General features: G+C 46.0%; 17 protein-coding genes. 7 read left to right on the top strand and 10 right to left on the bottom strand.

The genetic code is table 11. The features are described from left to right. Positions 1-7: 7 nt before the first annotated feature. Genes FS373_RS04540 through FS373_RS04525 form a run of 4 tightly spaced genes read right to left on the bottom strand, consistent with a single transcriptional unit; the run spans position 8 to position 9042 of the window. Entirely contained in the window at positions 8-1405 is a 1398-nt protein-coding gene (locus tag FS373_RS04540; RefSeq protein WP_322619443.1) for a type II and III secretion system protein family protein, read from the bottom strand. Beyond that, positions 1398-2264 (bottom strand): Flp pilus assembly protein CpaB, encoded by an 867-nt coding sequence (cpaB, locus tag FS373_RS04535; RefSeq protein WP_144047596.1) that lies wholly within the window; start codon positions 2262-2264, stop codon positions 1398-1400. The genes FS373_RS04540 and cpaB overlap by 8 nt, the downstream gene beginning before the upstream one ends. Positions 2265-2320: 56 nt before the next feature. Continuing rightward, positions 2321-2503, bottom strand: coding sequence for a Flp family type IVb pilin (locus FS373_RS04530; RefSeq protein WP_144047597.1), 183 nt, complete (start codon positions 2501-2503; stop codon positions 2321-2323). Between the two features lie 53 nt (positions 2504-2556). Further along, positions 2557-9042: a hypothetical protein gene (locus tag FS373_RS04525; protein ID WP_152828848.1), complete on the bottom strand. Its 6486-nt coding sequence runs from the start codon at positions 9040-9042 to the stop codon at positions 2557-2559. 198 nt (positions 9043-9240) lie between these two features. On the opposite strand from FS373_RS04525, the gene FS373_RS04520 reads away from it, so the two are divergent. Beyond that, positions 9241-11283, top strand: coding sequence for a hypothetical protein (locus FS373_RS04520; RefSeq protein ID WP_227992490.1), 2043 nt, complete (start codon positions 9241-9243; stop codon positions 11281-11283). Positions 11284-11410: 127 nt separating this feature from the next. Here the strand turns inward: FS373_RS04520 and FS373_RS04515 are convergent, their stop codons facing one another. Then, positions 11411-13234, bottom strand: coding sequence for a S8 family serine peptidase (locus FS373_RS04515; RefSeq protein WP_152828847.1), 1824 nt, complete (start codon positions 13232-13234; stop codon positions 11411-11413). Positions 13235-13628: 394 nt separating this feature from the next. Beyond that, positions 13629-15032, bottom strand: coding sequence for a sugar MFS transporter (locus FS373_RS04510; protein WP_144047600.1), 1404 nt, complete (start codon positions 15030-15032; stop codon positions 13629-13631). Positions 15033-15304: 272 nt separating this feature from the next. Between FS373_RS04510 and FS373_RS04505 the strand changes: the two genes are divergently transcribed. From FS373_RS04505 to FS373_RS04490, 4 genes are all read left to right on the top strand, one after another. Then, a complete protein-coding gene (locus FS373_RS04505) occupies positions 15305-15976 on the top strand; it encodes a DUF2461 domain-containing protein (protein WP_152828846.1) in 672 nt (223 codons plus the stop codon). A 461-nt stretch (positions 15977-16437) separates the two neighbouring features. Further along, on the top strand, positions 16438-17844 hold the full coding sequence (locus FS373_RS04500; protein WP_144047602.1) for a YjiH family protein: 1407 nt from the start codon (positions 16438-16440) through the stop codon (positions 17842-17844). A gap of 68 nt (positions 17845-17912) precedes the next feature. Continuing rightward, complete coding sequence (gene speB / locus FS373_RS04495; protein WP_152828845.1) at positions 17913-18866, top strand: agmatinase; 954 nt, start codon at positions 17913-17915, stop codon at positions 18864-18866. A gap of 478 nt (positions 18867-19344) precedes the next feature. Then, positions 19345-20013: a glutathione S-transferase family protein gene (locus tag FS373_RS04490; protein WP_144047604.1), complete on the top strand. Its 669-nt coding sequence runs from the start codon at positions 19345-19347 to the stop codon at positions 20011-20013. 26 nt (positions 20014-20039) lie between these two features. On the opposite strand, the gene yqfB is transcribed toward FS373_RS04490, so the two are convergent. From yqfB to FS373_RS04470, 4 genes are all read right to left on the bottom strand, one after another. Further along, positions 20040-20357: a N(4)-acetylcytidine aminohydrolase gene (yqfB, locus tag FS373_RS04485; RefSeq protein WP_144047605.1), complete on the bottom strand. Its 318-nt coding sequence runs from the start codon at positions 20355-20357 to the stop codon at positions 20040-20042. Between the two features lie 170 nt (positions 20358-20527). Next, positions 20528-22576 (bottom strand): methyl-accepting chemotaxis protein, encoded by a 2049-nt coding sequence (locus FS373_RS04480; protein WP_194165800.1) that lies wholly within the window; start codon positions 22574-22576, stop codon positions 20528-20530. A gap of 272 nt (positions 22577-22848) precedes the next feature. Next, the gene (locus FS373_RS04475; RefSeq protein ID WP_144047607.1) at positions 22849-23337 is read right to left on the bottom strand and encodes a DM13 domain-containing protein; all 489 of its coding nucleotides are present in this window, start codon (positions 23335-23337) and stop codon (positions 22849-22851) included. 87 nt (positions 23338-23424) lie between these two features. Continuing rightward, positions 23425-23643, bottom strand: a complete 219-nt coding sequence (locus FS373_RS04470; RefSeq protein WP_229380965.1) for a DUF3955 domain-containing protein — start codon at positions 23641-23643, stop codon at positions 23425-23427. Between the two features lie 366 nt (positions 23644-24009). Between FS373_RS04470 and FS373_RS04465 the strand changes: the two genes are divergently transcribed. Further along, entirely contained in the window at positions 24010-25401 is a 1392-nt protein-coding gene (locus FS373_RS04465) for an RsmB/NOP family class I SAM-dependent RNA methyltransferase (protein WP_322619442.1), read from the top strand. Positions 25402-25651: 250 nt separating this feature from the next. Continuing rightward, positions 25652-25822, top strand: coding sequence for a hypothetical protein (locus FS373_RS31405; protein WP_185976877.1), 171 nt, complete (start codon positions 25652-25654; stop codon positions 25820-25822). Positions 25823-25978: the final 156 nt, after the last annotated feature.

Below are 25978 nucleotides of genomic sequence, written 5' to 3'. Positions count from 1 at the left end.
ACTCACCTCAGTAATAAAATCCGTTGTCGCCAAGCAGACGCAGCTGACGATTATCGTTCGGGTTAACTTGCGTATCCAACGAGCTGAGCACTCCCCTTCGGGGCCAGGCCAGCAGGCGCTCGACATCGCTCATGGGAATGAGTCCGTCGGTAGGCAAAGGCAATGAATCCCCCCGGGTGGGTTCAACCAGATAGGCAGTGGCAATGATGATCAGCTCAGTCTCCTCACGCTTAAACTCATTGGAGCGAAACAAGGCCCCGAGAATGGGGATATCGCCAATCCAGGGCATCTTTTGCATCTGCTCAATGTCGGTGGATTGCAGCAGGCCGCCGAGAACGAAGCTCTGGCCACTGGCCAGCTCTATGGTGGTCGATGCCTTACGTGTCATGAATATCGGAAATGATGAGTCTCCCATCACCACATTGGTGCTCTGGGATATGGTACTGACTTCAGGTTCTATCTGCAGGCTGATGCGATTAGGGCTTAACACGGTAGGTTTAAAATCCAGACGCACACCGAAGGGCTTATATTCTATGCTGACAGTGTCGCCATAGATCAGCGGAATGGGCACCTCTCCCCCCACCAAAAAGGAGGCCTTCTCACCGCTAATCGCCGTCAAGTTAGGCTCGGCCAATACTGATATCATGCCATTGGTCGCTAACGCGTCGACCATGACCGAAAGGTTGCTCCAGCCCAGACCATCGATAAAGGCGAGTTTGCCTGTGCCAAATCCTTGGGAGCCCCACTTGATACCGAGTTTATTGGAAACATTACGTGATACCTCGGCGATCCTCACTCTCAGGTTGACCTGAGTCGACATGGTGATCTGCAACTGATTGATCAGCTCACCTTTACTGGCAGTGCCCGATTTAGCCTGCTGCCCGCCGCCATTTTGACCTTGTTGCTTAGCTCCCTTAGCCTGATCCGAAGATTTCCCCCCCTGCTTGCCTTGCGAGGATTGAGGTTGAGAGACATAACCTTCAGACAGGCGAATTATCTTCTCCGCCATGGTTGGCGTCGGCACCCGGCCCTTCAGAAATAGCTTGCCTGCGATAGATTCGGCGCTGACTAAGGCATCGGGAAATTCACTTAAGATCAAGCCATTGAGTTCATCGACGTTATGACTGACCTTCACGCTTGCCGAATAGATGACATTTTCATCGGCATCGAGCACGTAGAGGGAAGTGGTGCCGGCTTGCTTGCCAAATACCATGATCTTGGTATTGGTCAATGCCTGATAATCGGCGATGGTATTACTGGAGATGAATATTGATTTGGCCGTTTTAGGCAATTGCACCAACTCAGCTTTATTTAGGGTCACGGCTAAAATCATATTTAATGACTCTGCTTGTGATGCCCCACAAAATAACAATATACACAAAAAGGAGGTAATTACTTTAATCACTCTTGTCCCCTGCTTGATTTAGCACACGTTTATCACTGGCTCTGAATTCAACTAAACCTATATTGGGTTGAACGCGTTTAATATCAGGAAATATATCGGCGATATTAATTTCATCTTGTCTATTGGCTTCATCAACAAGCTCATTGTTACTGCGTAACACTAGCGTCAATATGCCTAACTGATTGGCTAATATAATTCTGTTGGCCTGCTTAGCTAATACTTCTAATGTCACCGCACTGTCATCGGGAATAAAACCTTTATTCTCCTTCTGCGCCGCTATATATTGTTCGACTTTGACGGCATCGTTAAAGGCAAGCACACGGACATTCCTCGCTATTGTTTTCACATACAAGCTCTGTGTTTCATTGCCCCGGGTGCGAAGCTCCTGCTCCTGGGAGGCTAATAATAAGACATCGACAAAATCCCCAGGACCCACTAAGCCAGAGTTAGCTGTCACCTGATCCACTGGCACAGAAACCGCGCGGTATCCGGGACGAAGAGACACCGACAGAAAGCCGCCCTCTTCAGGCTTAAGAAAATCCGACAGACTCATGATATGTCCGGCAGTAAACGAGCTCACAAGCACTGAGCCATTAAACTTGAGAATATCGAACTTATCCTTACCGATATGATCCACTAAGCCAGTCAATTCATCTTCATTCAGTGCTTTCCATTCGAATAAAGAAGCACTGAATCGCTGGCCGGATTTAATTTCCTGCTTAGCCACGAGAATTTCGTGTATTACATTCTCCGTTTTTATATCTACCTGCTTCTGGGGCGCAGAAATACTCAGGTACAGGCCAATAAGGCCAGCCAGAGATATAAAAACCGAGAAATACATTAAACGTTTTACTGTCATTATGAGTATTTCTATTTAGAGATGATGGAACAGTTCCATCTATTTAAAGGTGAGCGTTATGATTCTTCCTGAATCGTTTCCAGCTTGGACACTATGGTCTCGTAGGCGGCATCGATAGCCTTAGTCAACTTCCCATCCTCGCCTAAGAAACTAAACATAACCAGAGACATGGCCGCCGCTAATATTGCATATTCGATTGCAGCTGCGCCGCGCTGTTTTTTCTTGATAGTATTCATCATATTTTTATTCCTCTGGTGTTAATACGCTTGAATTAATATTCGATATACGCTAGTTATTCCCCGCGTAATCGATACAGAGAGGGATACATATTATAGCCCCCCTCATAAGTCACATATGCCTCGGTTCCATCTATTTTCAGGCATCTCTTTCTTTTGCCGGAATAACCTAAACTTGATTCATCCGATGAAACATAACAGGCTAGTTTATTGTAATTCCCACTCACCTCATTATTTATAAATACTGACTGATCAAAAGGATATAGAGTTTTAATCTCATCGAAGCTTGGTATCGCCCATGTGGTCAGACCGCACAGTGAAGCGGTATTAACCTCATCGACAATCGCTGCAAGATCGTTGAATTTTTTAAACCTTGCACCGCCTTTATCATCGAATAACTGCCAGTAATTGCCACTGACCTTGTCTCGGGTGCACTTGGCGTTAGCCAACACCAATGTCACTGAGCCATTAATATCGATTAATTCATAGGGAGAGATTTCGCTGACAAAGCGGGCGATAAAAATCTTGTTATCGAGCTCACCAACAGATTTGTCGAAAAAATCCTTGCTGGAGCCATAATTGTTAGCTGTTTTAAAGGTGAAGGCCTGCTGCTTGGCTCCGTCACTGACATGGGCCTTACTTAGCCAATAGAAGAAACGTTTGCCGCCGTTGTACTTATCATATTCATCAGTCAGGGCCAGATGGTTGGGAAACACACTGGTGTCTATGGTTCTAGAATAACTGCTACCTGAAGTGGCTAAGGTTTCTGTCTGAGTCAGGCCTGGTACCTGCCAATCGCTATGCCCGCAGTAGTTGGCATCATTGCGCCGCTTCAATAAGCCGCTGGTGCCCATTACGTTCGACTCTGTATTAGTGCCATCATCGAATGGCAAGTTATCTGAGCCCCCAGGCAAACCATCACCCAGCAAGGTCCAGATCCTCGAATAATTAGCAAATCTGCTGTCGAATACACAACGCCAGCCTTGGGCGAAGCTGGTATTACTCGGCAAATAGTCACCATTAATATCCAGCTTACTGAAATGGGTACCGATCACGGCATCGGCTGCGGGCACGGTATAGCCATCGCTCTTTGCCCGTGTTAAAGCTTGCATCGCCGTCGTTTGCGCCGATGTCACATCTGCGCCCGACTCGAGTGCATTTAAGCGTGCAAGCAAAATATTGAGCTCAGTATTGATGGCATCACTGAGCCCTCCTGAGTCCAGCGCTTCGGTTAACTGGGTATAGATAGCATCGAAATCTTTTAGGGTCAGCTGCAACTGGTGAATCGCCTGATACAACTCAAGCGCTGCGCCGTGTAGCACCTGACCATTGTCTCCGGCTATCGAGGTTATCTTATTGATCACATCGTCCAGATTTTTTCCCAGAATCAACAGATAATTAAGGGCATGCAGCGCCTTTATCGAAGCCTGAGTTCGGGTCAATACTAAGTTAATGTCTGTCTTTTGCGCCTGCAGTTCGACCAAGCTAGATTGCAGCGAAGCCAAGTCTACACTCGTCGTAGTCGGGCGATTTTTTATGATCAGATCCACATAGAGTCGATATGCCACATAAGCTTCATCTAGCTCAGTTGCCAGTGCCCTCGCCTCACCGTTCAAAGCCTGCATATCCAGCTGAATCTTCTCGACATCATTAAGTACCGGGTCAGTTTTAACCATCTCGGCTAGCAGGCTGGTATTCAAGTCGATTTCCAAGATCTCTAAGGAGTTAACCCCAGTCACCGCATCGTTTTTAATGGCCAATAAACGCGCTACAAGCTCACTGGTCTCTCCCAGTATCCAGTAGGGATAATACGAATTGCTCCAACTCGGCTGTGCTATGGCACCATTGTTATATAGCACATAATCTGAACCAGACTTTGCCCAAAACGAGCCATAGCCTCGACTCATGTTCACAGGTTTATTATTCCCCGAACTGCTTATGGCCGTTGATGCCATCACCAGAGACTCAGGGGGAGCATCCCAGCCGATCAGACCGCAAACAGAATTTAGGTTCAAAGAAGCCAGCTCGTCGACAAGCTTTGTCTTATCGAAGTAACTGCTTTTTCCGCCCCAATACCTAGGCTCACCTTCTCCATTAGAGTCAAACTGTGCCCAGCACCCTTGATTGGTATCGAAACGATATTGATTACTGCCATTGGATGACTCGGAGATAGTCATTACCTGGCCCACAGATAACATAGGGACAAATTCCATAACAATAAATTGTCCACTGGCACCAGTGGCATCCATGATTTTCCCCGGCGCATTCACTTCTGTGGCCTTAGCATTACCACGCACACGGATCTGCAGCTTATCTTTGCTATAAACCTGTGAGCCCATATGTTGCGGATTACTGCCTACTGCAGTCCAGCTCAGGCCTGCATCATTGCTATATTCATAATGTGAAGCCTCAACAAAACCGGGAACCCAGCTCCACTTGAGGCCATTGGTTATACCGACACTGCTGGCATTGACGATTTCCGGATGAGTAGGGGCATCGGGTTGCATGCCGCCGATGAAATCAACGGTACTGACAAGGACCTTGCCTGCAGGCATGCCATTGGTCGCATTCGCCTTGACGCGTACCTGAACCATGCCGGCCGCAAGATTTATTTCACCCAGCTGCAAAGGTTTCTCACTGACTATCAGCCAAGTCGCGCCGCCATCGACAGAAAATTCATAATATCTTGGGTGAGAAAAGTCAGTGAGTAGATCCCAATCGAAACTGTTGAGATTGTCGTCCTGCTGTGGGTTTATCGGCGCATCAGGCTGAGATGGCTTGACCGTATAAACTTGAGTATTAACTAAAGGTAAGCTGGGTTCTTGGCCCGTTAAAGCATTTCCCTTCACCCGCACCCGAACTTCACCAGTCTTAAAAATATTATCGACTGGCAGTTGATAGGGATTGGCATTGACTATTCTCCAGTCCTGAGCCGGTGTCATGAGCTCATAATCTTCGGCCCGCTCAAATCCCGGTGTCCATTGCCAGCCAAAGGTATCGAGAGCATCATCGACAACTGCCGCGGTCGGAGCCTTAGTTCTGACGGGTTTGACCGTATAGGCCTGAATATTAGCTAAAGGTAAGCTGGGTTCTTGGCCCGTTATAGCATTTCCCCTGACTCGTACGCGGACTTCACCGACCTGATAAGTATTGTCAATCGGCAGTTGATAGGGGTTGGCGTTAACGGTTCTCCAATCCTGATCCGGTGTTATAAGCTCATAATCTTCGGCTTGGCTGAATCCCGGTGTCCATTGCCAACCGAAGGTATCGAGTACATCATCGACAACTGGCACGGTCGGCGCTGCGGCTGTTAAGGGCTTGACCGTATAACTCTGAGTATTGAGCAAGGAGAAACCAGGCTCCCGGCCCTTTCCTGCATCGGCCTTCACCCGTACCCTGACTTCACCGACTTGATAAATATTATCAACCGGCAGTTGATAAGGGTTAGCGTTAATTATTCTCCAGTCTTGATCCGGTGTCATGAGCTCATACTCTTCGACTCGCTCGAATCCCGGTGTCCACTGCCAACCGAAGGTATCGAGCACATCATCGACAACAGGCACGGTCGGCGCATCGGCTCTATAGGGCTTGACCGTATAACTCTGGATATTAAGCAAGGATAAGCCGGGCTCCCGGCCTGTGACTGTATCCGCCTTCACCCGTACACGGACTTCACCGACTTGATAAATACTATCAATCGGCAGTTGATAAGGGTTGGCGTTGACTGTTTTCCAATCTTGAGCCGGTGTCATTAGCTCATAATCTTCGGCTCGCTCGAATCCTGGCGTCCACAGCCAACCAAAAGTATCGAGTACATCATCGACAACTGGCGCGGTCGGAGCCTCCGCTCTGACTGGTTTGACCGTATAGACCTGGATATTGAGCAAGGGTAAGCCAGGCTCCCGGCCAGTGACTGCATCGGCCTTCACCCGTACCCTGACTTCACCGACTTGATAAGTATTATCAATCGGCAGTTGATAGGGGTTGGCGTTGACTGTTTTCCAGTCTTGAACCGGTGTCATAAGTTCATAATCTTCGGCTCGCTCGAACCCAGGTGTCCATTGCCAGCCAAAGGTATCGAGAGCATCATCGACAGCAGAGGCTGTAGGCGCAACAGCTATTGCTGGCTTAACCGTATAGGCCAGGGGATTGAGCAAGGGTAAACTGGGCTCCCGGCCCGAAACTGTATCGGCCTTCACCCGTACACGGACTTCACCAACTTGATAAGTATTATCAATCGGCAGTTGATAAGGGTTGGCGTTGACTGTTTTCCAGTCTTGAGCCGGTGTCATGAGCTCATAATCTTCGGCTCGCTCGAACCCAGGTGTCCATTGCCAGCCAAAAGTATCGAGAGCATCATCGACAGCCGAGGCTGTTGGCGCTGCGGCCGTTGACGGCTTGACAGTATAGGCCTGAGTATTGAGCAAGGCTAAGCTAGGCTCCCGACCAGATAAGGCATCCCCCTTGACTCGCACCCTGACTTCACCGGCCTGATAAATATTATCCATTGGCAGTTGATAGGGGTTGGCATTAACTGTTTTCCAGTCTTGATCCGGTGTCATGAGTTCGTAACCTGCGGCCCGCTCAAATCCCGGGGCCCACTGCCAGCCGAAGGTATCGAGTACATCATCGGTGACCGGCACAGTGGGCGCATCGGGAGCCACAGACTTAAGGGTGAAAGCGGCCTCCGAGCAGAGTATTCCTCCCGCTACATGGCTTCCCATAGCGTTGGCGATAACACGTACGCACACCTGACCTATGCCAAACTGCCCATCGTCTATCACGGCCGGTTTAGTGTTGGCGCCGCCCCAGGTTTTCCCAGCATCGGTAGAGATCTCGTAATGTGCCGCAGTCTCAAACCCTGGCACATAGTCCCAATCGAAACTGTCATTGATATCATCCACGACACTATTGAGCGCCGCAACAGGCTTGCCTAAGTCTCGGGTGAACACCTGAGCGATCACGGCAGAGAACCCGGCTGGCATGCCATTGTTAATGTTAGCTGGCACACGTATTTTTATGCTGTTAGCCGGATAATCCCTATTGCCGATATACTCTGGGTTGCCACTGGCCTGACGCCAAGAGCCGTCCAGATAAATTTCATAGTTAGCTACCCGAGGAAATGCCGCCAATAGCTCCCAGGTGAAACTGTCATGTTCATCATTGACCGCAAGGATTATCGGCGCCAAGGGACGAGCGGGTGTCACAGTGAAGGGAGTCGTTGAAGAGATGATGTGACCGGCCGGGATATTGATCTCGGACCGCTCGGTTAACCTGAGCTGCAGAGCACCTGCGGTAATAGCGAAATCTTCAACAGGCTGAGGCTTGGCCGTTATCGGCTGCCAATTGACTCCAGTATCCAGTGAATATTCATAGGAGGCATAATCAGTATGTTCAGGAACAAACTGCCAGTCGAAAACATTGCTCGCATCATTGATTGTCAGGCTAGCAGGCGCCGAAGGCATAAGTACCCGAGTGAATACCTTGTCTGACAGCACAGGCTGACCCGCCTGACGGCCTCGATTTTTATCGGCTCTGATCCTAACTTGGATCGCGCCAACCCCGTAAGCATCCAGGCCCACATAGAGGGGCATGGCACTCACCACCTGCCAGGTTTTACCGCCATCGCGTGAATATTCATAATCACTTATGTCGGTAAAATGACCGACCCAACTCCAGGAGAAAGTGTCAGATTCGTCATTAACCAGGCCTGACTTAGGCGCCTTAGGTATGATGACCACCCGATTGTTCAAGATCTCAGCAGGCGACACCAGCACTTCCCCGACATGATCCCTGACAATGTCATCCATGGCCTGGGGATTATTGGTCCCCACCAAGTTATCTGTCCGACTTTTCAGCACTGAGAGATCCAGCAAGCCCAACTTGGCTCTGGTGCCCTGACGAGCAATGCTCCTGCCGATACCGCTCTCCACCGAGGCCTGCTCACCAGCCTGCATGATCTTGGTCAGGCCCTGAGCCAGCAAATGCAGCTCTTTATCTATCCTGTCTTGACCGGCAACATAATCTGACATCAAGTTTTCGGCATCGATAGCCAGCAATTGAGCCAGAATGAGCTTCGCCGTATCGAAATGTGTGCCTCGCTGTGCGGCTATGGTGGTGATCAGACTAGTAAATGGCGTCACCAGTGCGGCTTGAGTCGCCGGAGCCGACAGCACGAATGCCTTATCGATTTTCTTATCTGGGTTATCCATGTCTACAGTTTGATTAGGGATAGCCTCGACGATGACAGAGTAACGACTCAGATTTTCACCCGTTACGGCCAAGGTAAATTCACCTGTCGCTCCGGTCAGTACGCTTTCACCATCATGGCTGTCACAATACAAGTTGTGGTTGAGATCGATACACACTCTGGCACCTTTCAAATAACCGTCCAGTGCCACCCCAGTCAACGTATTTTTCGGGATCACTGGCTCGGTCGTTGATGTCAGTTTACTGTCCGGCTCAGCACCTCCGCAGGCGGCTAAGAAAGACGTTAAAACGAGTGTTATAACCAAAGATGATGGCTGACTTCTGAACACCATTGAAATAGATCCCTAGGAAGATTTTTTTATTAACCAAATAAACATCGGCTTTACATTTTGGCGGATGATAATGCGGATGAGATCCATTATCAATATCATTTGGTGTTTTATTCTGTTAATTTACGTAACAGCGATTACATCGACTGCCTTTGTGGCGGTTGGCGATCTTTTATTTCGATAGGTGACGATGTAAATATTATGAGTGAATGTTTAAAAGTATCTAAAATTGCTTTATTGGTTGCCAGTTGTACCTTGATGACGGCTTGTGGCGGTGGTGATGACAGCACAAATACCCAGAGTAAGAATCACTATGCCTATGGAGACTACCCTGTCTGTCAGGATATTGATCTTAACGGGGAATGCGGTGTTCTTGAACAGACCATAACCAATCTTGAGAGCCTGACAGCGAGCGCGTCAGGGCCATTTTTAATCGACTCGAATGGCTACTTCCTTACAGCCAATAGTGGGGCGAAACTCGTCAGCCCATTTACGACTCTGATCCAAAATGAAGTGTTATTTAACCCTATGGTTTCGGGCAACTCAGGTCAGGCAAAAGCCTATTTACAGAAGATATTCGGGGACAAATATAATATTAATTTCACCGATCTCGATGTTATTCATGGACCCGAAAATGAAACTGCACAATTAATCGCCTCTTTCCATCATGCCATCTCGTTATCCGGTGATTCGGCCTATTTAAAAATAGCCGCGGCCGTCGATAAAATGGTGACAAACAGAACATTCGATATAAGGGAATCACTCAGTCAGGCGGATCTCGATACCAGTTTCGTGAATTTAAACAATCACTATCTCTTGTCCGGTTCATACCCACTCAGTCCACTGACATCGCCAAAATCGATCACCATGAATGAGAACACAGGTCTCTTGTTGGCGCTAACCTCAGATGACAAACTGCTACAGATTAATACTGGCACAGGTACATATTCATCGTTTCCCGCCACCTCGGCACTAGCATCTCCCCAGAGATCCGCTCTGCTTAAGGACTCTGATCACGATGATGATGACGACGATGATGATGATGATGATCATTGTGAATATGGTATCTGTACTGGCACAGGAGGAATCCAGGTCACCTCCAGCCTCACATTTGCCGCTCAGGGCCTGAGTAATCAGCAGGCCTATTTAATTTATCAGCCAACCGCATACGGCGATAATTCAATCAGCAATACCTGTAACGCCTCCGGGGATAACGGCATCTATCTGTCAGAGATAGGCAAGAACGCTAAATCCCCCAGCCCCTCAGGCGTGAAGAAACAATTTATTATCGACAGCTACAGCGGCGCATCGGGAACCGATCCCATAGTGATAGAGAAACCCGAACTGCCGATGTCTGAAGCCGAATGCCTCAACAACCATATCAATTGGTTAACCCCTATCTACAGTAAGAAACGTGTGATGGCTGTGTTCACCAATGGTTCGGGACAAACTGCAGAGTTGAAGTTGTTAAACAGCGAAACCTTAGTGGCAAGCAATCAGGTCTATAATCTGAGCACCTCAGATCCTGGCCTGATACTTAGTAAACAGGGAGCTGAGCTGTTAGTCACTCAGGGGAGCTATGGTCAAACTATGATCTTGGATACCGAGACTCTGGCCCCCAAGAACCACATAGCTAAGGCGGATATTCTTGATGCCTGCTTCGTCAATGATGATCGCGAGCTCCTGATCAGCGATGGCACAAATACCGTATCCTGGCTCGATACACGCTCCTCATATCAGCCTATTGCCAGCTTAGAACTCGATAGCCGAGTCAAGCGTGTGGTGTCTGATCCCGAAGGCAAATACAGCTCGGTGCTAACGGCTAACCGCGTCTATCTGCTCGATAATACGGCACGAAAAATAATCAAATCGATGATCTATGATAAGGCCTATCCGTACGGCATGAGCATGCTCACAGATAAAATCATCATCTCTCGTTATGGGGCAATCGATTACATTCAATTTTCAAATCTTGTTGGCTCATCGATAAAGGTCGGCTATCAGATGCTCTCACGGGATCTGGTTACTCTCTGGCTCAGCAGCTCCGAAAAAAGCCTGCACTCCACAACCTTAGCTCATGTATTAAGAACTAACGGGGAGAGCGAAGCCACTAGTCGTCAGTTCGGGGAGATCGATCTGCAATGGTTACCGACCAATGCCACCACGGCTGCGCAGGTACAACAGGTCAAACTAACCGGTTACTATCGCGGCGAACGCATCAGCTTATACAAGGTATTGAAATAAAGGTCCGGTGTAAACCATAAAACCTCAGCCTGACCACGGCAAAAGTGCTGCGGTCAGGCTGAGGTTAAACCAGGGTTTTCAAGCGACTTAAGTTAAATCAATTAGCAAGTCACTTAACAAGTAACACCTAAAAAACAACCGTCTGCTCGGCAGTACAAGTAGATGTCCCCTCATCGCAGGCCTTATAACTATATGAACCACCACCTTTAGAACTAATGCTATCGGTATACGTCGAACTGGCAGATGTCGTGACAATCAAGCTGCCATCACGGTAAACATCTACATTCGTCCCCGCAGCACCATTAAAGGTTAAATCGACCTTCTTCACGCCTTTACTCTTGTAGCCATTTGCGCTCAGAGTAAAGTCGCCACCGGGCTCTCCGCCGCCGTCACCGCCGCAGCCATTAGCAGTAAGGTATGCATCTGCTGCTGCCGCTTTAACGATACCGTAGCCAAAATAAACATCATTACCAGCAGCGCCACTATCCATGGCCGTCGCCTTTAAGGCTTCACGGATTTCACTGCCAGTACATTGGTTATGGTTAGACCAAACCAGAGCAGCCAAGCCCGACACTGCTGGGGTTGCCATTGAGGTACCGCTCATAAAACCATAATCTGAAGTGCCGATGTCGATAGCAATATTCCCCGCCGCTAATAACGCACTGCGATCCTCAAATGCAGCCCCAACAGCCGGAATACTAGTGGCATTGGTATCACCTAGCGTGCCATATAACATGCCAGGTTCGTTGTTAATGATAACCGCGCCAACGCCACCTGAGTTTTCACAGTTTGCCACCTTATCGTGGAATGAGATATTACCGCGATCGATCACACAGACATTACCATTAGCACCGCTATCGGTTGCCTCTGCCGTGCCCATATAGTAAGTGCTGCCAGTGACACTACCTGGGTTTTCCATGGCTGAACTCGCAAACGCTGCACCATCGGCAGTCATATTCGCTGCCGTAGCCATACTGGCAGGATAAGTCGAAAGTGTATCTACTCCACCAGCTGTGACCTCGACACAGATAGTCTCATCTGTTTTCACCTGCTTGCCACGTCCGGTCGTACAACCAGGAAATTGTGAGAAATCGGCAATTTTATTGTCGGCATCATTAGCACCAATCATCATCACAGATGGGTAACCCGCAGGGTATGAGCGAACATTATTACCATCGTTACCCGCAGCAGCGACCACCAGGCCACCTGCATCGACGAATGACTGGAAGGCATTAGACTCGGTAGAGTTAGAGCCTCCGCCACCTAGACTCATGCTAATAATGTTGGCACCTGCCGCGCTACAAAGATCTGCTGCATGGGCTAAGTCTGATGAGTAGCCCCAACCATCATCGTTAAACACCTTGATGATGTGCATCTCGACACCCGGTGCCATACCAATCACGCCGACATTATTGTCTGCCGCACCAATCGTGCCAGCTACATGCGTACCGTGTGGCCCGCCGTTCTCATTCCAGTTGCCTGTGCCTGAATCATTGTCGCCACTGATATTATTCCACTCAAAATCTGTGTTACTGGCATCGAGTCCAGAATCGATAATACACACCTTCATGCCCGCACTGGCATTGAATGCAACTTGATTAGCTTGAGATTGATACACGGCATAAGGTGTGACTTGCTCGGTCATGGGATTACCGGCATCATCACTGTAGGCCGACATAAGTTGACGACGCTGATCCGCTTCAATCAACTTAATATGTGGGTTGTTAAGCAGCCCTTTCACTTGGGCAAGATCTTTACCGCTAAAAGTGGCGGCGATAAAGCCATTGCCGTCCACATGGATTTGACCACCGAGTTGCTTAGTCAGTGCCTTAATGACACCTTTATTGCTGCTATCGACTTGAATAATATATCGATCATCATCTGCAATTACACTTGTAGACACACTCACGGTCAGGGCCATGATTGCGCCTGCAATTTTAGATAACTTCATAGATTTGCTCCATTATATTTTTTGTTTAGAGTTACTATTTAGATTCGAACACACCGCAAATTATCGGCTACGACTATCGCCTTTTACGGTATTTTCGTTTGCTTACGCTCCCGAAGCTAACAGAAGATCACGGTAGCAACAAGTTAACAACGTAATTATAACGAATGTAAATCTCACGAATATTGATTCAATGGATGACTAACTATTTCATTAAATATCAGTCCATTTGGCGAGAGTTCTGGGCCCAGAGGCAAAGTCTATAATTACAGCTGCAATATAGACCTGCAGTAACATTTTATCCGTCCATAAAAAAACGCAGCTCATCGCTGCGTTTTTCTTTAAACAATCCAATCAAGATTACATGTCAACTCTCACCTGCTAGCAAGCGCTAACCTTAGGTGCTAGCCACCGAAACCTCATCGGTACTTGCTTCATCTACCTCGCTACTCTGGCCTGCCTTATAGCCGATGAAGGCAAAGAACAGGATATAGACATAACAGAGTGCACAGAGAATAAAGCTCCACTTATAACCGATAGAGTCTGCCAAAAAACCCTGGAGTGGTGGCAAAATACCGCCACCAACTATCATGGTGCACAGCAGGCCCGAAGCCTTGGGAGTGAACGCGCCTAAATTTGCGATCGATAAGGGAAAAATCGCCGGCCACATGACCGAATGACACAAACCACACAGAATAAGAAACAGGGCAGCAAGCGGCACTTCTATGGCTGCCATATCGCTGAATAACACGGGAATAGCCAGGGTATTTTCCAGTGCGAAGGGCATAAAACTACCCAAGATAAGTACTAACGCAGCCACTGTGACTATCTGCAATAGATATTGAGTGCGGATCTTCTGACAAACCACGAAGCCAATCAAGCGACCAAGCATGGTACTGCCCCAGTAGTACGCCAGCAAAGGCACAGCCTGCTCGTGTCCAAGACCGCCCATCTCTGGAGTTGCCAGATACAACATGAGAATCGAACCAATAGAGACTTCGACCCCCACGTAACAGAAGATCCCCCCTGCGCCATACATCAAGTGCTTATGGTCGAAAAAGGATCCCTTTACCTGACTACCGGCCGAGGATGTACTAACACTGTCGATTTTCGGCAGTCGGGTGAAATAGATAAGTGCCGCGATACCGATAATCGCCACGGCTTGCACCAAATAAGGAATTTGAACCGCAGCCGCCTTGGCGATGATATATTCGCCATGGGAGGTAAAGTCTATCTCCTGCACGCTGGATAAGATAACGGCGCCGCCGATAACCGGGCCAATCGTAGTCGCAAAGGAGTTAAAGCTGCCACCTAAATTCATCCGCGCCGATCCAGTTTGTTCCGGGCCAACTTTGACGATTAAAGGGTTAAGGGCGACTTGTAAGAATGCGACACCAGTGGCCAGCACGAAGAGTGCAAACAACACTCCCATGTATTCCATATAGTGGGCGGCGGGAATAAACAAGAGATAGCCGATACCCATGATGCCCAATGCCAGGACCAAGGAGCGCTTATAACCTATCTTCTCCATCACAAGTCCTGCGGGAATAGCCCAGATGGCGAATGCGATGAAAAAAGCCGACTGCACAAACATGGCTTCCATGTTCGACAATTGATGAATTTCTCGCATCACAGGAATAAGAATATCGTTCAATACTGTGGTGAAACCGATAATAAAGTAGAGCACGACCAGTAACACCATGGCTCCCTTGTATTGGGAGGCGACAAACACGCTGCCGACTCGAGACTTACTGTCTTGTGACTGAGAGCCTGAGCTCGTGATTGGGGTTCCGCCAGCCATATTCTCATCCTTAGATTATTATTTTATTTGTCTGACATTCCCCTGTTAAGGCTAAACCGACACAGAGCCCGTCAAACACAAGAAAACATCTTATTAACAACTGAACATCAATTACACACTAGCGCCTAATGACAGCGCTGTCAATTGTCCATATTAGGCTTATTAATCAGCATCGATCAGACAAAGGTGGCCACATATTCACTTCACTCTCCCAATCCTGTTACTCCTATGTTATTTTTTACTTCATTATCAATCATTAGGGTCTCGTACCTATGTTTACTACCAAGAGCTTCTCCTTTCTTTCCCTGCTCAGTACAAATAACGAACGGGAATGGTTCAAGGCTAATCAGGCCCAATATGAAGATGAAGTTCGCACACCGGCCCTTAAATTTATCGAAGCCATGCAGCCCCATGTGCTGGCGCTATCACCAAGATTAACTGCCACCTCCAAGAAAGTCGGTGGCAGCTTAATGCGTCCCCAGCGTGATGCCCGCTTCAGTAAAGACAAGACCCCATATAAAACCAATGTCGGCATTCAATTTCGTCACTTTCAGGGCAAAGATGTCCACGCTCCAGGCCTATATCTGCATATTGCCAACGATGGCTGCTTTATCGGTGCGGGGATTTGGCATCCCGACTCAAAGGCATTAAACAAACTACGTACCTGTATCGATGAAAACCCCAATGCCTATAAGAAGGCATTAGTTCAGTTGCGAGAAGCAGGATTCGAGATGGAGGGCAGCAGCCTGGTACGCCCGCCAAGAGGATATGATAAGACCCACCCCATGTTAGATGAGTTAAAGCGTAAAGACTTTATCGCCATCAAATCGATAGAGGCTAAACAGATCACAGATAAAGACTTTGTCTCCTGGTGTGCCAACGAATTTAAGCACACCCAAAAGCTAATGGGCTACCTATGCTTCGCACTAGATTTGGATTACTAAAGCAAACAATGATGACCTGCCCTACCAGTCTTGGCGGACAATGATAAAAGAATATGCATGTTTAATCGCCCTCATCATTTAAAAGCACAGCCACAAGACCATCGCATTAACTATGCTAATAAGAGTGGGCCTTTCAAGTTGAAAGGCCCAAGACACAACAGCTAGCCAAGAGGGCTATGCTTTCAAAAAACTGAGAATATTTGGCTCTGGTGACTACCGTTTCTCACTCACAAGCCCGCATAACTGTGGCGCAATACTTTTGCCTTCTAACGAGTAAAAACAGCCCCCTATCTTAGCTAATCTACCTTTATCGCCATGAAAGATCACAGCAAACCTAGATACTCTATAGAAACACTTCAAAATAAAAACTCCAACAATATACTGCTTAAGCCTTTTCTTAAATATGGCTTGTGACATTAAAACCTTACATAAAAACAATTAAAAATAGGACTCGTAGTCACATGAATAATGAAATAGGTCATGCCTCAAAAAATTCAGAGTCTGATCCGCTCGAAGCGACAGCAGTGAAGAACTATTCAACAAAGCGCTTACTACGTTTTGCTTTTCCTTCCTTAGTGGGGGTCCTATTGTTTTTAACACCATTCATAATAGATGGTAAATTTACAGTTATAATTGCTTACCTAATCTCCAGCCTTAATGCTTACTTCAAAGCATATATGCTACCGATATCGCTTATGTTGACGATTACATCAGCAGTCTTATCAGTCATTGTTCCTATGACTCCGCTCTTAGAAAAAAGTAAAAACCGCTTTATTCAATTGTTCAATCCGGGAGCTATCTGGATTTTAATTAGGGTATTAGGTGCCATCAGCATTATTATGATTTACCTAAATATAGGGCCAGAATGGATTTGGGATCGTAAGACCGGTGGCGTAATGCTGTTAGATGTAGCACCTGTCTTGCTAATTTTGTACTTCCTAAGTGCTATTTTTTTACCGTTATTGACAAATTATGGCTTAATGGAATTTATTGGAACATTATTAAATAAACGATTTAAACGAATATTCAATTTACCCGGTTTTGCAGCAGTAGATGCCCTTGCATCATGGCTATCAGCCTCTAGTGTAGGCATGATACTAACGATTCAACAATACCGAACAGGTCTCTATACCAAACGAGAAGCTGCAATGATAACGACTAATTTTTCTGTCGTTAGTATTGCTTTTGCGTATGTCATGTTATCGTTTATTAAGCTTGAACACTTATTTATTCAATGGTACATCTCTGTTGTAATAACTGGAATTATTTGCGCAATAATAGTGCCGAAACTACCGCCACTTAAAAAAATACCAAATGATGTTTTCACTAATGCTCCCGTGACTCCTCGCGATGAAATTAATATAGATGGAAACCCTTTTAAATTCGCACTTCGTAAAGGAATAGAGCGTGCGGATTGTGCTCCCTCAATCTGGACACAACTTAAAGACGGTATCCACACTGCTTCAGATGTCGCAATCACGGTTTTTCCAACACTGATGCTAATTGGAGTAGGAGGGCTTGCTTTAATTGAATATACCAACGTCATTCAATTCCTTTCAATACCATTAATTCCCTTACTTAATTTACTCCAACTACCAGAAGCTTCTCTCGCTGCAACCGCAATTCTTTCTGGAGTAATAGAAATATTAATGCCTTCAATTTTAGGTGCCCACATTGAAAGTGAGCTAACTCGTTTTGTAGTTGCTGGTGTGGCGATAAATGAAATCATTTTCTTATCTGAAGTGGCAATAATACTTATCAGGGCAAATATAGGTTTAAATCTATTAAACCTACTCGCAATTTGGTGTCTTCGTCTACTAATAGCGTTACCGATTTTAACCTTATTAGGGAATATTTTTGTACCTTGATATTCGTTTTAAACTTAACGAGTAAATATTAAAAAGAAAACAATTAACCCTGTTATGGAGCATTGGCAATGAGTAAAAAAGCGTTAAACCAGCCACTTAGTGGAAATGAAATGCCCCGTTTTGGCGGCCCAGCTACAATGATGAGACTCCCAACTCAAACGAACACTGTTGGCCTAAATGCTTGTTTTATTGGAATACCACTGGATATTGGAACATCTAATAGGCCAGGAGCTCGTTTAGCCCCTCGCCAAATTCGAGATGAATCACGAATGTTGAGACCATTCAATGTCTACACTGGATCAGCCCCTTTTGAAAGCATTCAAGTGGCTGATATAGGTGATGTTGCCATCAATACTTTCAACCTTCAAAAGAGTATGGACATTATTGAGCATGCATATGATGAGATTATCTCGAATAACTGTAAGCCTTTAACCCTCGGTGGTGATCATACTATTACATTGCCTATCTTGCGTGCTCTAAGTAAAAAATACGGCCCTATGGGGATGATCCATGTTGATGCTCATGCTGATACAAACGAACATATGTTTGGTGAAAAAATAGCTCATGGAACTCCATTTAGACGAGCAGTAGAAGAAGGACTAATTGATGGAAACCGAGTAGCACAAATAGGTTTACGTGGTACAGGATATTCATCCAAAGAGTTTGAGTGGTCAAGAGAGCAAGGATTCAGAGTTGTTCCTGTAGAAGAATGTTGGAATAAATCCCTAGTGCTTTTAATGTCAGAGCTAAGAGAAAAGCTTGGGAAAGGTCCGGTCTATATTAGTTTTGATATTGATGGTATAGACCCAGCCTACGCTCCAGGTACTGGAACGGCTGAGATAGCAGGATTAACAGTTCCTCAAGCTCTAGAAATTATTCGAGGTTGCCGTGGATTAGATGTGATAGGTTGCGACTTAGTCGAAGTTTCTCCTCCTTACGATACAAGTGGTAATACATCATTACTTGCAGCTAATTTACTTTTTGAAATGTTATGCGTATTGCCAGAAGTTGAATATAAATAGATCAGCAGATCAAAACAGGTGAAGAGTTCGGTACCGATAATTGGTACCAGCGCTTTGTCCGTGAAACTTTCAGGACCTATGTCAAAAGTGAGTTACACAAAATACCCTAGTGCCCAGCTTAAATAAAATTGCTCGAACATAGCAGATTCAGTAGTCAATAAACTAAAAGGCTACTTTGTTGACCCCAATGGTATCCCCTTGATAAAAGGCACCCGGTAATCATCTGTTTGTCATAAAATGACGATATAAGTAGATTTACAGGTAAGTAAAGCTGACTTACCTTACCTCTGTTCTAAGAATGAGAGGAATAACTAAATTCCTGGCCCATTATTAGGTCATCTGAAGAGTTGCTTTGCAGCTTAATTGAAATAAAAATCACCGGACTCAGGTCAATACAGAGAAGGCTGTAATCAGTCTTTAAGTAATGAATTATACCGATTGGTATTAGTAAGCTGTTACTCAATCTTCAGGAGTTTTTATGATCGACTTATATACCGCCGCAACCCCCAATGGCCATAAAATATCTATCGCACTAGAAGAGATGGGATTGGAGTATAGTGTCCATCACTTGGATTTGATGCAAGCCGATCAGAAGCAATCTGAATTTATCGCAATTAACCCCAATGGCCGTATCCCCGCCATTATCGATAGAGACAATAATGACTTCGCTGTATTCGAGTCCGGTGCCATTCTTATCTATCTAGCCGAAAAATCTGGAAAACTCTTGCCTGCACATCCTGACAAGCGCTCACAAACATTGCAATGGCTGATGTTCCAGATGTCCGCTGTAGGTCCTATGATGGGTCAAGCTAATGTCTTCCACCGTTACCTGCCAGAGAAGATCCCAACGGCCATCGAGCGCTATCAAAACGAGAGCCGTCGATTATTTGAAGTCATGAATCATCAGCTATCCGATAACCGCTACCTGTCAGGGGATGACTACACCATAGCCGACATAGCCACCTGGCCCTGGGTACGTATCTTTGAGTGGAGCGGCGTCGATATCTCGGGACTCGGGCACCTGGAACGCTGGTTGAATGAGATAGCCAAACGACCAGCAGTTCAGATAGGCATAGTGACACCGCCGTCATCGGACTTAAGCGATGAGGAGCTGGCTGAGCAGATTAGAAAGATGGTGTCTAAATAACCTATATTATCCTTGCCTCCGCCTCGCTAAACCAACTTGTAGGAGATGACGTAGAGTTGTTCTGTATTTGGATAAACCTTACTGATTATCTCCTTTAGCTTTGGTAGCTCAAGGTATTCTTGCTGGGCGTGAAACTCGTTAATCTCGCTGAAGAGTATCGGCTCTACCGACTCAATTTTTATGTCACAAACCTTAATATTAGTTTCTAAGGTATACACCTCGACCTGGGTCCCTGGCACATAATGACACTCAGACTCATCCCTGATGGTGATGGTCTTTTTCCCTGATGCAACAAAGGGGGTGAGCATTTCAAAAAAGCTGATTTTAGTTGGTACATCTTTCATTAATAAATCCAAGTTATCCATCTGGTTATTTAAGCTAGCCTAGCCTGTAAAATTGCAGCTAGACCAGTTATTTTAAGGAACCAATTCTGTGCTCATTCCTCAGAACGATGCCTAAGCCATCATCTCAAATCAGTTGCCAACACTAAAGCTGTATTTCCCGCTTCTATGAGCTACTTAGTTTTAAATTTATTTAACTCGACTCGAAGATCCCCAGCACTCCCCTCCAGTTCAACGCTTGTGGTAACCGCAGAAGTCATGCTATCCATCACATCAATTGCCGTATCATTAATCACCACTACGTTACGATTAATCTCTTCAGCTACGGCGCTTTGCTCCTCTGCCGCTGAAGCGATTTGATTATTCATGTCATTTATAACTTCAATCGCCTGATTGATCTCTGCAAGTGCTTGCTGAGCAGCTTGCGTTTCCTCTTTCGTTCCTATGGCCTGCTGTTGACTTTCTTGCATCAAATCAACGATAGACTGGGTTTCAGTTTCCAAACGTGCAAGCATTTTACGGATCTCTTCGGTCGAACTCTGAGTCCGGGTTGCCAGATTACGAACTTCATCGGCAACGACAGCGAAACCCCGCCCCGCTTCGCCCGCTCTCGCAGCTTCAATAGCTGCATTGAGTGCGAGTAAATTAGTTTGATCTGCAATCCCGCCTATTTCCGATAAAATCCCCTGAATCGCAGCACTGGACTTTGCTAGATTTCGAGTTTGTCCCTGAGCACTGTTGATCTTTAATGCTAAATCACTCACTGCCGATACCGTGTTGCTCATCTGTTTCATGCCACTTACACTATTGGATTGCACCTGGCTTGCTGCCGCAGCCGCTTGAACAGCCGAACTGGCAATCTCCTGCGCCGTTGCGCTCATCTCATTGATAGCTGTGGCCAGAGAGTTAACTTCGTTAACTTGGCCAAGCAGCTTCTGCTTTGAATCTTCTGCTTGTAACTTACCCTTAGCAGAACTCAGTTCAACCTGTTCAGCCGTCTGCATGACAGTACCTAATGTCTCCTGTAAACGGATTAAGAAGGTATTAAACCAATGTGCTAGCTGCGCCGTTTCATCCTTACCACTTTTTTCAATCCGATAAGTTAAATCACCGTCTCCCTCGGCGACATCTTTAAAACGTTCAACCAGATTAGTGAGTATTCTTCCCAGAGAGTTACCTATCATGGTCATGGCGACAATACCGAGTATGACAGCGAAGAGACCTGCTAAAACCCCTTGTTTAATCGCACTCTCATTCTGTATATCACTCCAGGTTTCAAACTCTGTTATCCCTTGGATCAGTTTACTTCTGGGAACAGAGACCATCACGATCCAATGAGAGTCAGAGGTATTGACTGAGGTGATCGCATATTCTTGGGAACCTATGGACATCAATCCACTTTCTGCTTGACGGGCTAATGCTTGAATATCGGACCATTGAGAAGATAATTGCCTGGAAACTTTTTTACCGACTTGTGATGGTGCGCCGCTGTTGGCCAGCACCGCTCCTTTCCAGGATGAAATAATAATATTACTCTCACCATCAAATAATTTATACGCCAGCTTCTCACTCTGCCCCTGAAGCTCTGACAGGGATAAATCGAAACCCAAGGTACCAATAATGTGGCCGTTCACTTTTATGGGTTGGCTAATGGTAGTGATCAATTCATCTCTGCCACGAACCGGATAGATATAGGGCTCCATAACGAAGGTACGACCGGTTTCAAACGGCATTAAGTGCCAGTCATCAGTCCGTTCACCATTACTATTGAGCGCTGTGTTGTTGAAACTCTCCATCGCAACGGAATCGAAGCTATTATTGGAATTAGGAGAAAAGAAAGGAGCTAGATAGCCCTTACTATTGATTGCTTCTGCAACTTGAACTTCCGATTCTGTGGGCCAAGTTTTTTGATCCCATACCATATAGCCTGCAAATACTGCCTTGTCCTGAACCTCTAACGCGGCGATAAATTGTTTAACTATGGTATCGGCACCGACCGAATTTACACCGCTCAACTCTATGATTGATCGAACTTGATTTAAATTGGCAAGCACCGGAAACAGTTGAGTCTCTATTATTTTCCCCTGTTCCGATGCAGTGGATTTCAAATGGAAATTAATCGCATCGCTCAACTGAACCTTAACCTTATCGGTCACCTGCTGACTCACTGTCGTATACGCGTTAGTAGTCATACCCATAGCAATGAGTAACGTAAACGTCATTGCTATTCCTGCGCTTACAGCAATTCGAGTTTTGATGGTTTTAAACACAAAAAATCCTTCTTTATTAGTATTATGACTGGATTGAGAGTCTCCTTGAAAAGATGACCCTAAACCCATAATTATAATTTAAGAATATGAATAGAATGCATCAGAATATGAACGAGATGTGAACAGGCGTGTAAACTTTGTAAACCCGCGTAAAGTAAAAAAATGAAGGCAGGCAATAAGAGAAATAAAGAGAAGAGAAGAAAAAGAAGAAAGCGGAGCGAGTGCTAGTTGACTCTCCGCTCGTATTTAGCTGAGGTAATGTATTGCCCGAATGTTTCACACCAGACGATAACGGTATTATATTGAGAAGGGTCAATACTGACACTCATAGGCAGGATAAAATTCTCAAACGTCTTCACTTCACCGACTTGCACCATAGACGACTTCAATCGATTAAAGTCTGCTTCCGTTTCCACAAACTCAGGAGACAGATAAAGTTTATAATCCGGTCCGGGAGAGAGACTCCCAGAAAAAGAGACAGAATCGGGACCAATTGATACTTCCCCTTCCCCCCAATGCAAAGCATCGCTATCTTCTCTATCCCGAGAAAATTCAGCGACAAATAAACGGTTCTCTGCAGCCAATGCCAATACTTGGCTATCGGGCGCGGCGGGCGCTATCAGTATAGGCAAGTAATATATCCCCAAAACAAACCCACCGAACACAGCCAGAACATGAGAGAGTGCAAAAGATAAAACCAACCGTTTTTTCATGTTATTTCCTAACTCATCTATGCTGGTGAATCCTAAAGATACCTGACCAGTATGTAGTGATCATAACTCCATGTTGAAATTACCATACTATTTCTTAGTAAAGAATCGACTAATAAAGACCAGCAGCATGATGATTAACCCCAGGCATACACTGAAAAAGCCCAAGGGCATAAACAAGCTTTCATGCAGGAATCCTTGTTCATCAACATATTGGTAGAAAGTATTTTCCAATAAGAGAAAAATACCACCCAAAACTAATAATAGGACAGAAACAATAATCGACTTTATTCCAAGTTTATGACTCACTTCGCCTCACCATATGAATGTATATTTGCCAGTAATTCTAAGGCTGAGAAAACCATGGAGCAAGCGCCTCCTAGATTAAAGTTAATTAATACCATAGTTTATTGGTTATCAATTACCTGCTGTGGACTTTAACGCAAAACTTCAGTGAATCACCGCAAGCACATCTCCAAATACAACATAACCCCAGATAATGCCTCCAGGCTTCATTCTAAGGCTGTCCCACATCTGTTATAATTCGCCCCAGATAAATACCACCCTAGATAACTACCCATGGGCGACGCCTTGAACACAAGCCACACTGATTCAACTCTTGACTCGACTCTCCACTCGAGAATAGGCTCAACAGCTAATGATCACCTCTCAATCGTGACATTTTTAAACGAGATCAAAGCGACCTCTTTTGAAGCCTTGAACGCAGATACTCCTGCGCAAAAGCGGGCTCTTAGCTACGCCAATACCATACTTCACCTATTTACTCAGGTGATGGAAAAGAAGCTGCCGGCCGATCGCGTTGTGGGTGAGTACTTTAGAGTCAATAAGAAGCATGGTTCTAAAGACAGGCGTGTGATCCGTGAGAGTTTGTTTGCACTTTTTCGTTGGTGGGGATGGTTAAACAAGTTCAACACTAATATCGGTACTAGTACTGGCACTAGCACAGTAAATACAGGCACCCAAGCTTGGTTCACTATGTTGATGCTTAATGCCCGCCTGGAGTCCCATTCATGGGAACCGTTTATTGCAGCCTGGACAGGCTTTTCCAGTCAAGAGAAAGAACTCACTCTCGATGCAGACGCACCTTTAGAGACAGTATCGGCAAAATGTGACTGGCTGGCTAGCCAGTTTCCAGCTATCTCTTTTACCACCGATGACTTGGTACCAGAGTGGTTCTGGCAGACTTGCCCCATCCAAGATGCCGAGCAGCGCTTGGCTATGGTCCAGGCCCTCTCTTCTCGCCCGCCTATCTGGGCCAGAGTGCAAAACATCGAAACCAATGAGGCCATAGAGAAGCTAGCCCAATTAGATATCACTGCCACGGCGAGTGAGTATTTTAGCGATAGCATCAGTCTTGGCCATAAGAGTATCAACCTTAACGGCATGTCACTATATCGTGAAGGCGAGCTTGAGATACAAGACTTAGGCTCACAAGTTGTCGGGCAAATATGTGCTCCGAGCCCAAATGATAACTGGTGGGATACCTGCAGCGGTGCAGGCGGTAAGAGCCTGCAATTAAAATCTTTGATGTTAGCCCAAGACAAACAAGCTAAGGGGACTATTGTCGCCTCAGATGTGCGCCGTAAACCGTTAGAAGAACTGGCCAAGCGCGCTAAACGTGCTGGCTTTAAAGGCATCACAACCTCCCCTTGGAAATCCGATGATCTGCCTGTGCCTCATAATCACTTCGATGGCGTACTTGTCGATGCCCCCTGTAGTTGCACAGGTACCTGGCGACGCAACCCGGATATGCGCTGGATAGACATTATTGAAGCCGTTCAGGACATGCCAAGCCTACAGCTGGATATTCTCAGCCGCTCCAGTCAGGCAGTTAAAATCGGTGGCACCTTGGTATATGCCACCTGTTCACTTTCCCCTTTGGAGAATGAATATGTGGTCAATGCCTTCTTGGCCAAGCACGCCGATTTTACGCTGGAAGTCACTAGACATCCGTTTACTGGCGTAGAGGCCAGTATGCATCTAGTCTTGCCATATCAAGCCGATACCGATGGCATGTTCGTCGCTCGAATGAAAAGAAAGTGCTGAGACCCAAACAGCGCTAGCGAATCCAGCATATAGAGACGACCTTGATGGTCGTCTTTTTATTGCCCTAGGTTTATCGACTGCAGTATTTCAACATAAGTAACTATTTCAATATTTATAGCGACGAGTCGAAACCTTGTCATCTTCCTGTCACCTGGCTTTCCTAGAATCTGCTTTATAGTCCTGCTCATCCATTGGTATTAAGCACTAGTTATACCAAGCGGTATGAAGCACAAATAATTCGGATATGAAGATGTCAAATTTCTACGATAGTGATGATCTACTTTGGGATAGCCAAATCGGCACAGATAGTGACAATGAAGAACGTCAAGGTAAGCACAAGAGTAAGCGCAATAAACACAGGCGCAGACAGTTATTGGATCAAAAACGTCAACAGGGCGATTCACAATCCGAGCAGTACTAAGCTCAGATAGGCTAACAAGATTAAAGTTTATAGGTTCCAGGACCTAGTTCCCAGAACCTTTCCTTCATCCTTCAAGCTGATCATTTCAATCCTTAGCTAATTTTTTTATACAAAAATTGGATAAATCCCCAAATCCTTCATAGGCTTACCTGTAGC

It is taken from the genome of Shewanella sp. YLB-07 (assembly GCF_009377275.1).
Note: the sequence above shows the minus strand (reverse complement) of the source record. Positions and strands in the feature narration are given on the sequence as shown.

Bases quoted from the DNA above. Each gene is read 5' to 3' on its own strand.
- cpaB (WP_144047596.1), bottom strand. From the start codon at position 2,264: ATGACAGTAAAACGTTTAATGTATTTCTCGGTTTTTATATCTCTGGCT.
- FS373_RS04530 (WP_144047597.1), bottom strand. From the start codon at position 2,503: ATGATGAATACTATCAAGAAAAAACAGCGCGGCGCAGCTGCAATCGAA.
- FS373_RS04525 (WP_152828848.1), bottom strand. From the start codon at position 9,042: ATGGTGTTCAGAAGTCAGCCATCATCTTTGGTTATAACACTCGTTTTA.
- FS373_RS04520 (WP_227992490.1), top strand. From the start codon at position 9,241: ATGAGTGAATGTTTAAAAGTATCTAAAATTGCTTTATTGGTTGCCAGT.
- FS373_RS04515 (WP_152828847.1), bottom strand. From the start codon at position 13,234: ATGAAGTTATCTAAAATTGCAGGCGCAATCATGGCCCTGACCGTGAGT.
- FS373_RS04510 (WP_144047600.1), bottom strand. From the start codon at position 15,032: ATGGCTGGCGGAACCCCAATCACGAGCTCAGGCTCTCAGTCACAAGAC.
- FS373_RS04505 (WP_152828846.1), top strand. From the start codon at position 15,305: ATGTTTACTACCAAGAGCTTCTCCTTTCTTTCCCTGCTCAGTACAAAT.
- FS373_RS04500 (WP_144047602.1), top strand. From the start codon at position 16,438: ATGAATAATGAAATAGGTCATGCCTCAAAAAATTCAGAGTCTGATCCG.
- speB (WP_152828845.1), top strand. From the start codon at position 17,913: ATGAGTAAAAAAGCGTTAAACCAGCCACTTAGTGGAAATGAAATGCCC.
- FS373_RS04490 (WP_144047604.1), top strand. From the start codon at position 19,345: ATGATCGACTTATATACCGCCGCAACCCCCAATGGCCATAAAATATCT.
- yqfB (WP_144047605.1), bottom strand. From the start codon at position 20,357: ATGAAAGATGTACCAACTAAAATCAGCTTTTTTGAAATGCTCACCCCC.
- FS373_RS04480 (WP_194165800.1), bottom strand. From the start codon at position 22,576: ATGACGTTTACGTTACTCATTGCTATGGGTATGACTACTAACGCGTAT.
- FS373_RS04475 (WP_144047607.1), bottom strand. From the start codon at position 23,337: ATGAAAAAACGGTTGGTTTTATCTTTTGCACTCTCTCATGTTCTGGCT.
- FS373_RS31405 (WP_185976877.1), top strand. From the start codon at position 25,652: ATGTCAAATTTCTACGATAGTGATGATCTACTTTGGGATAGCCAAATC.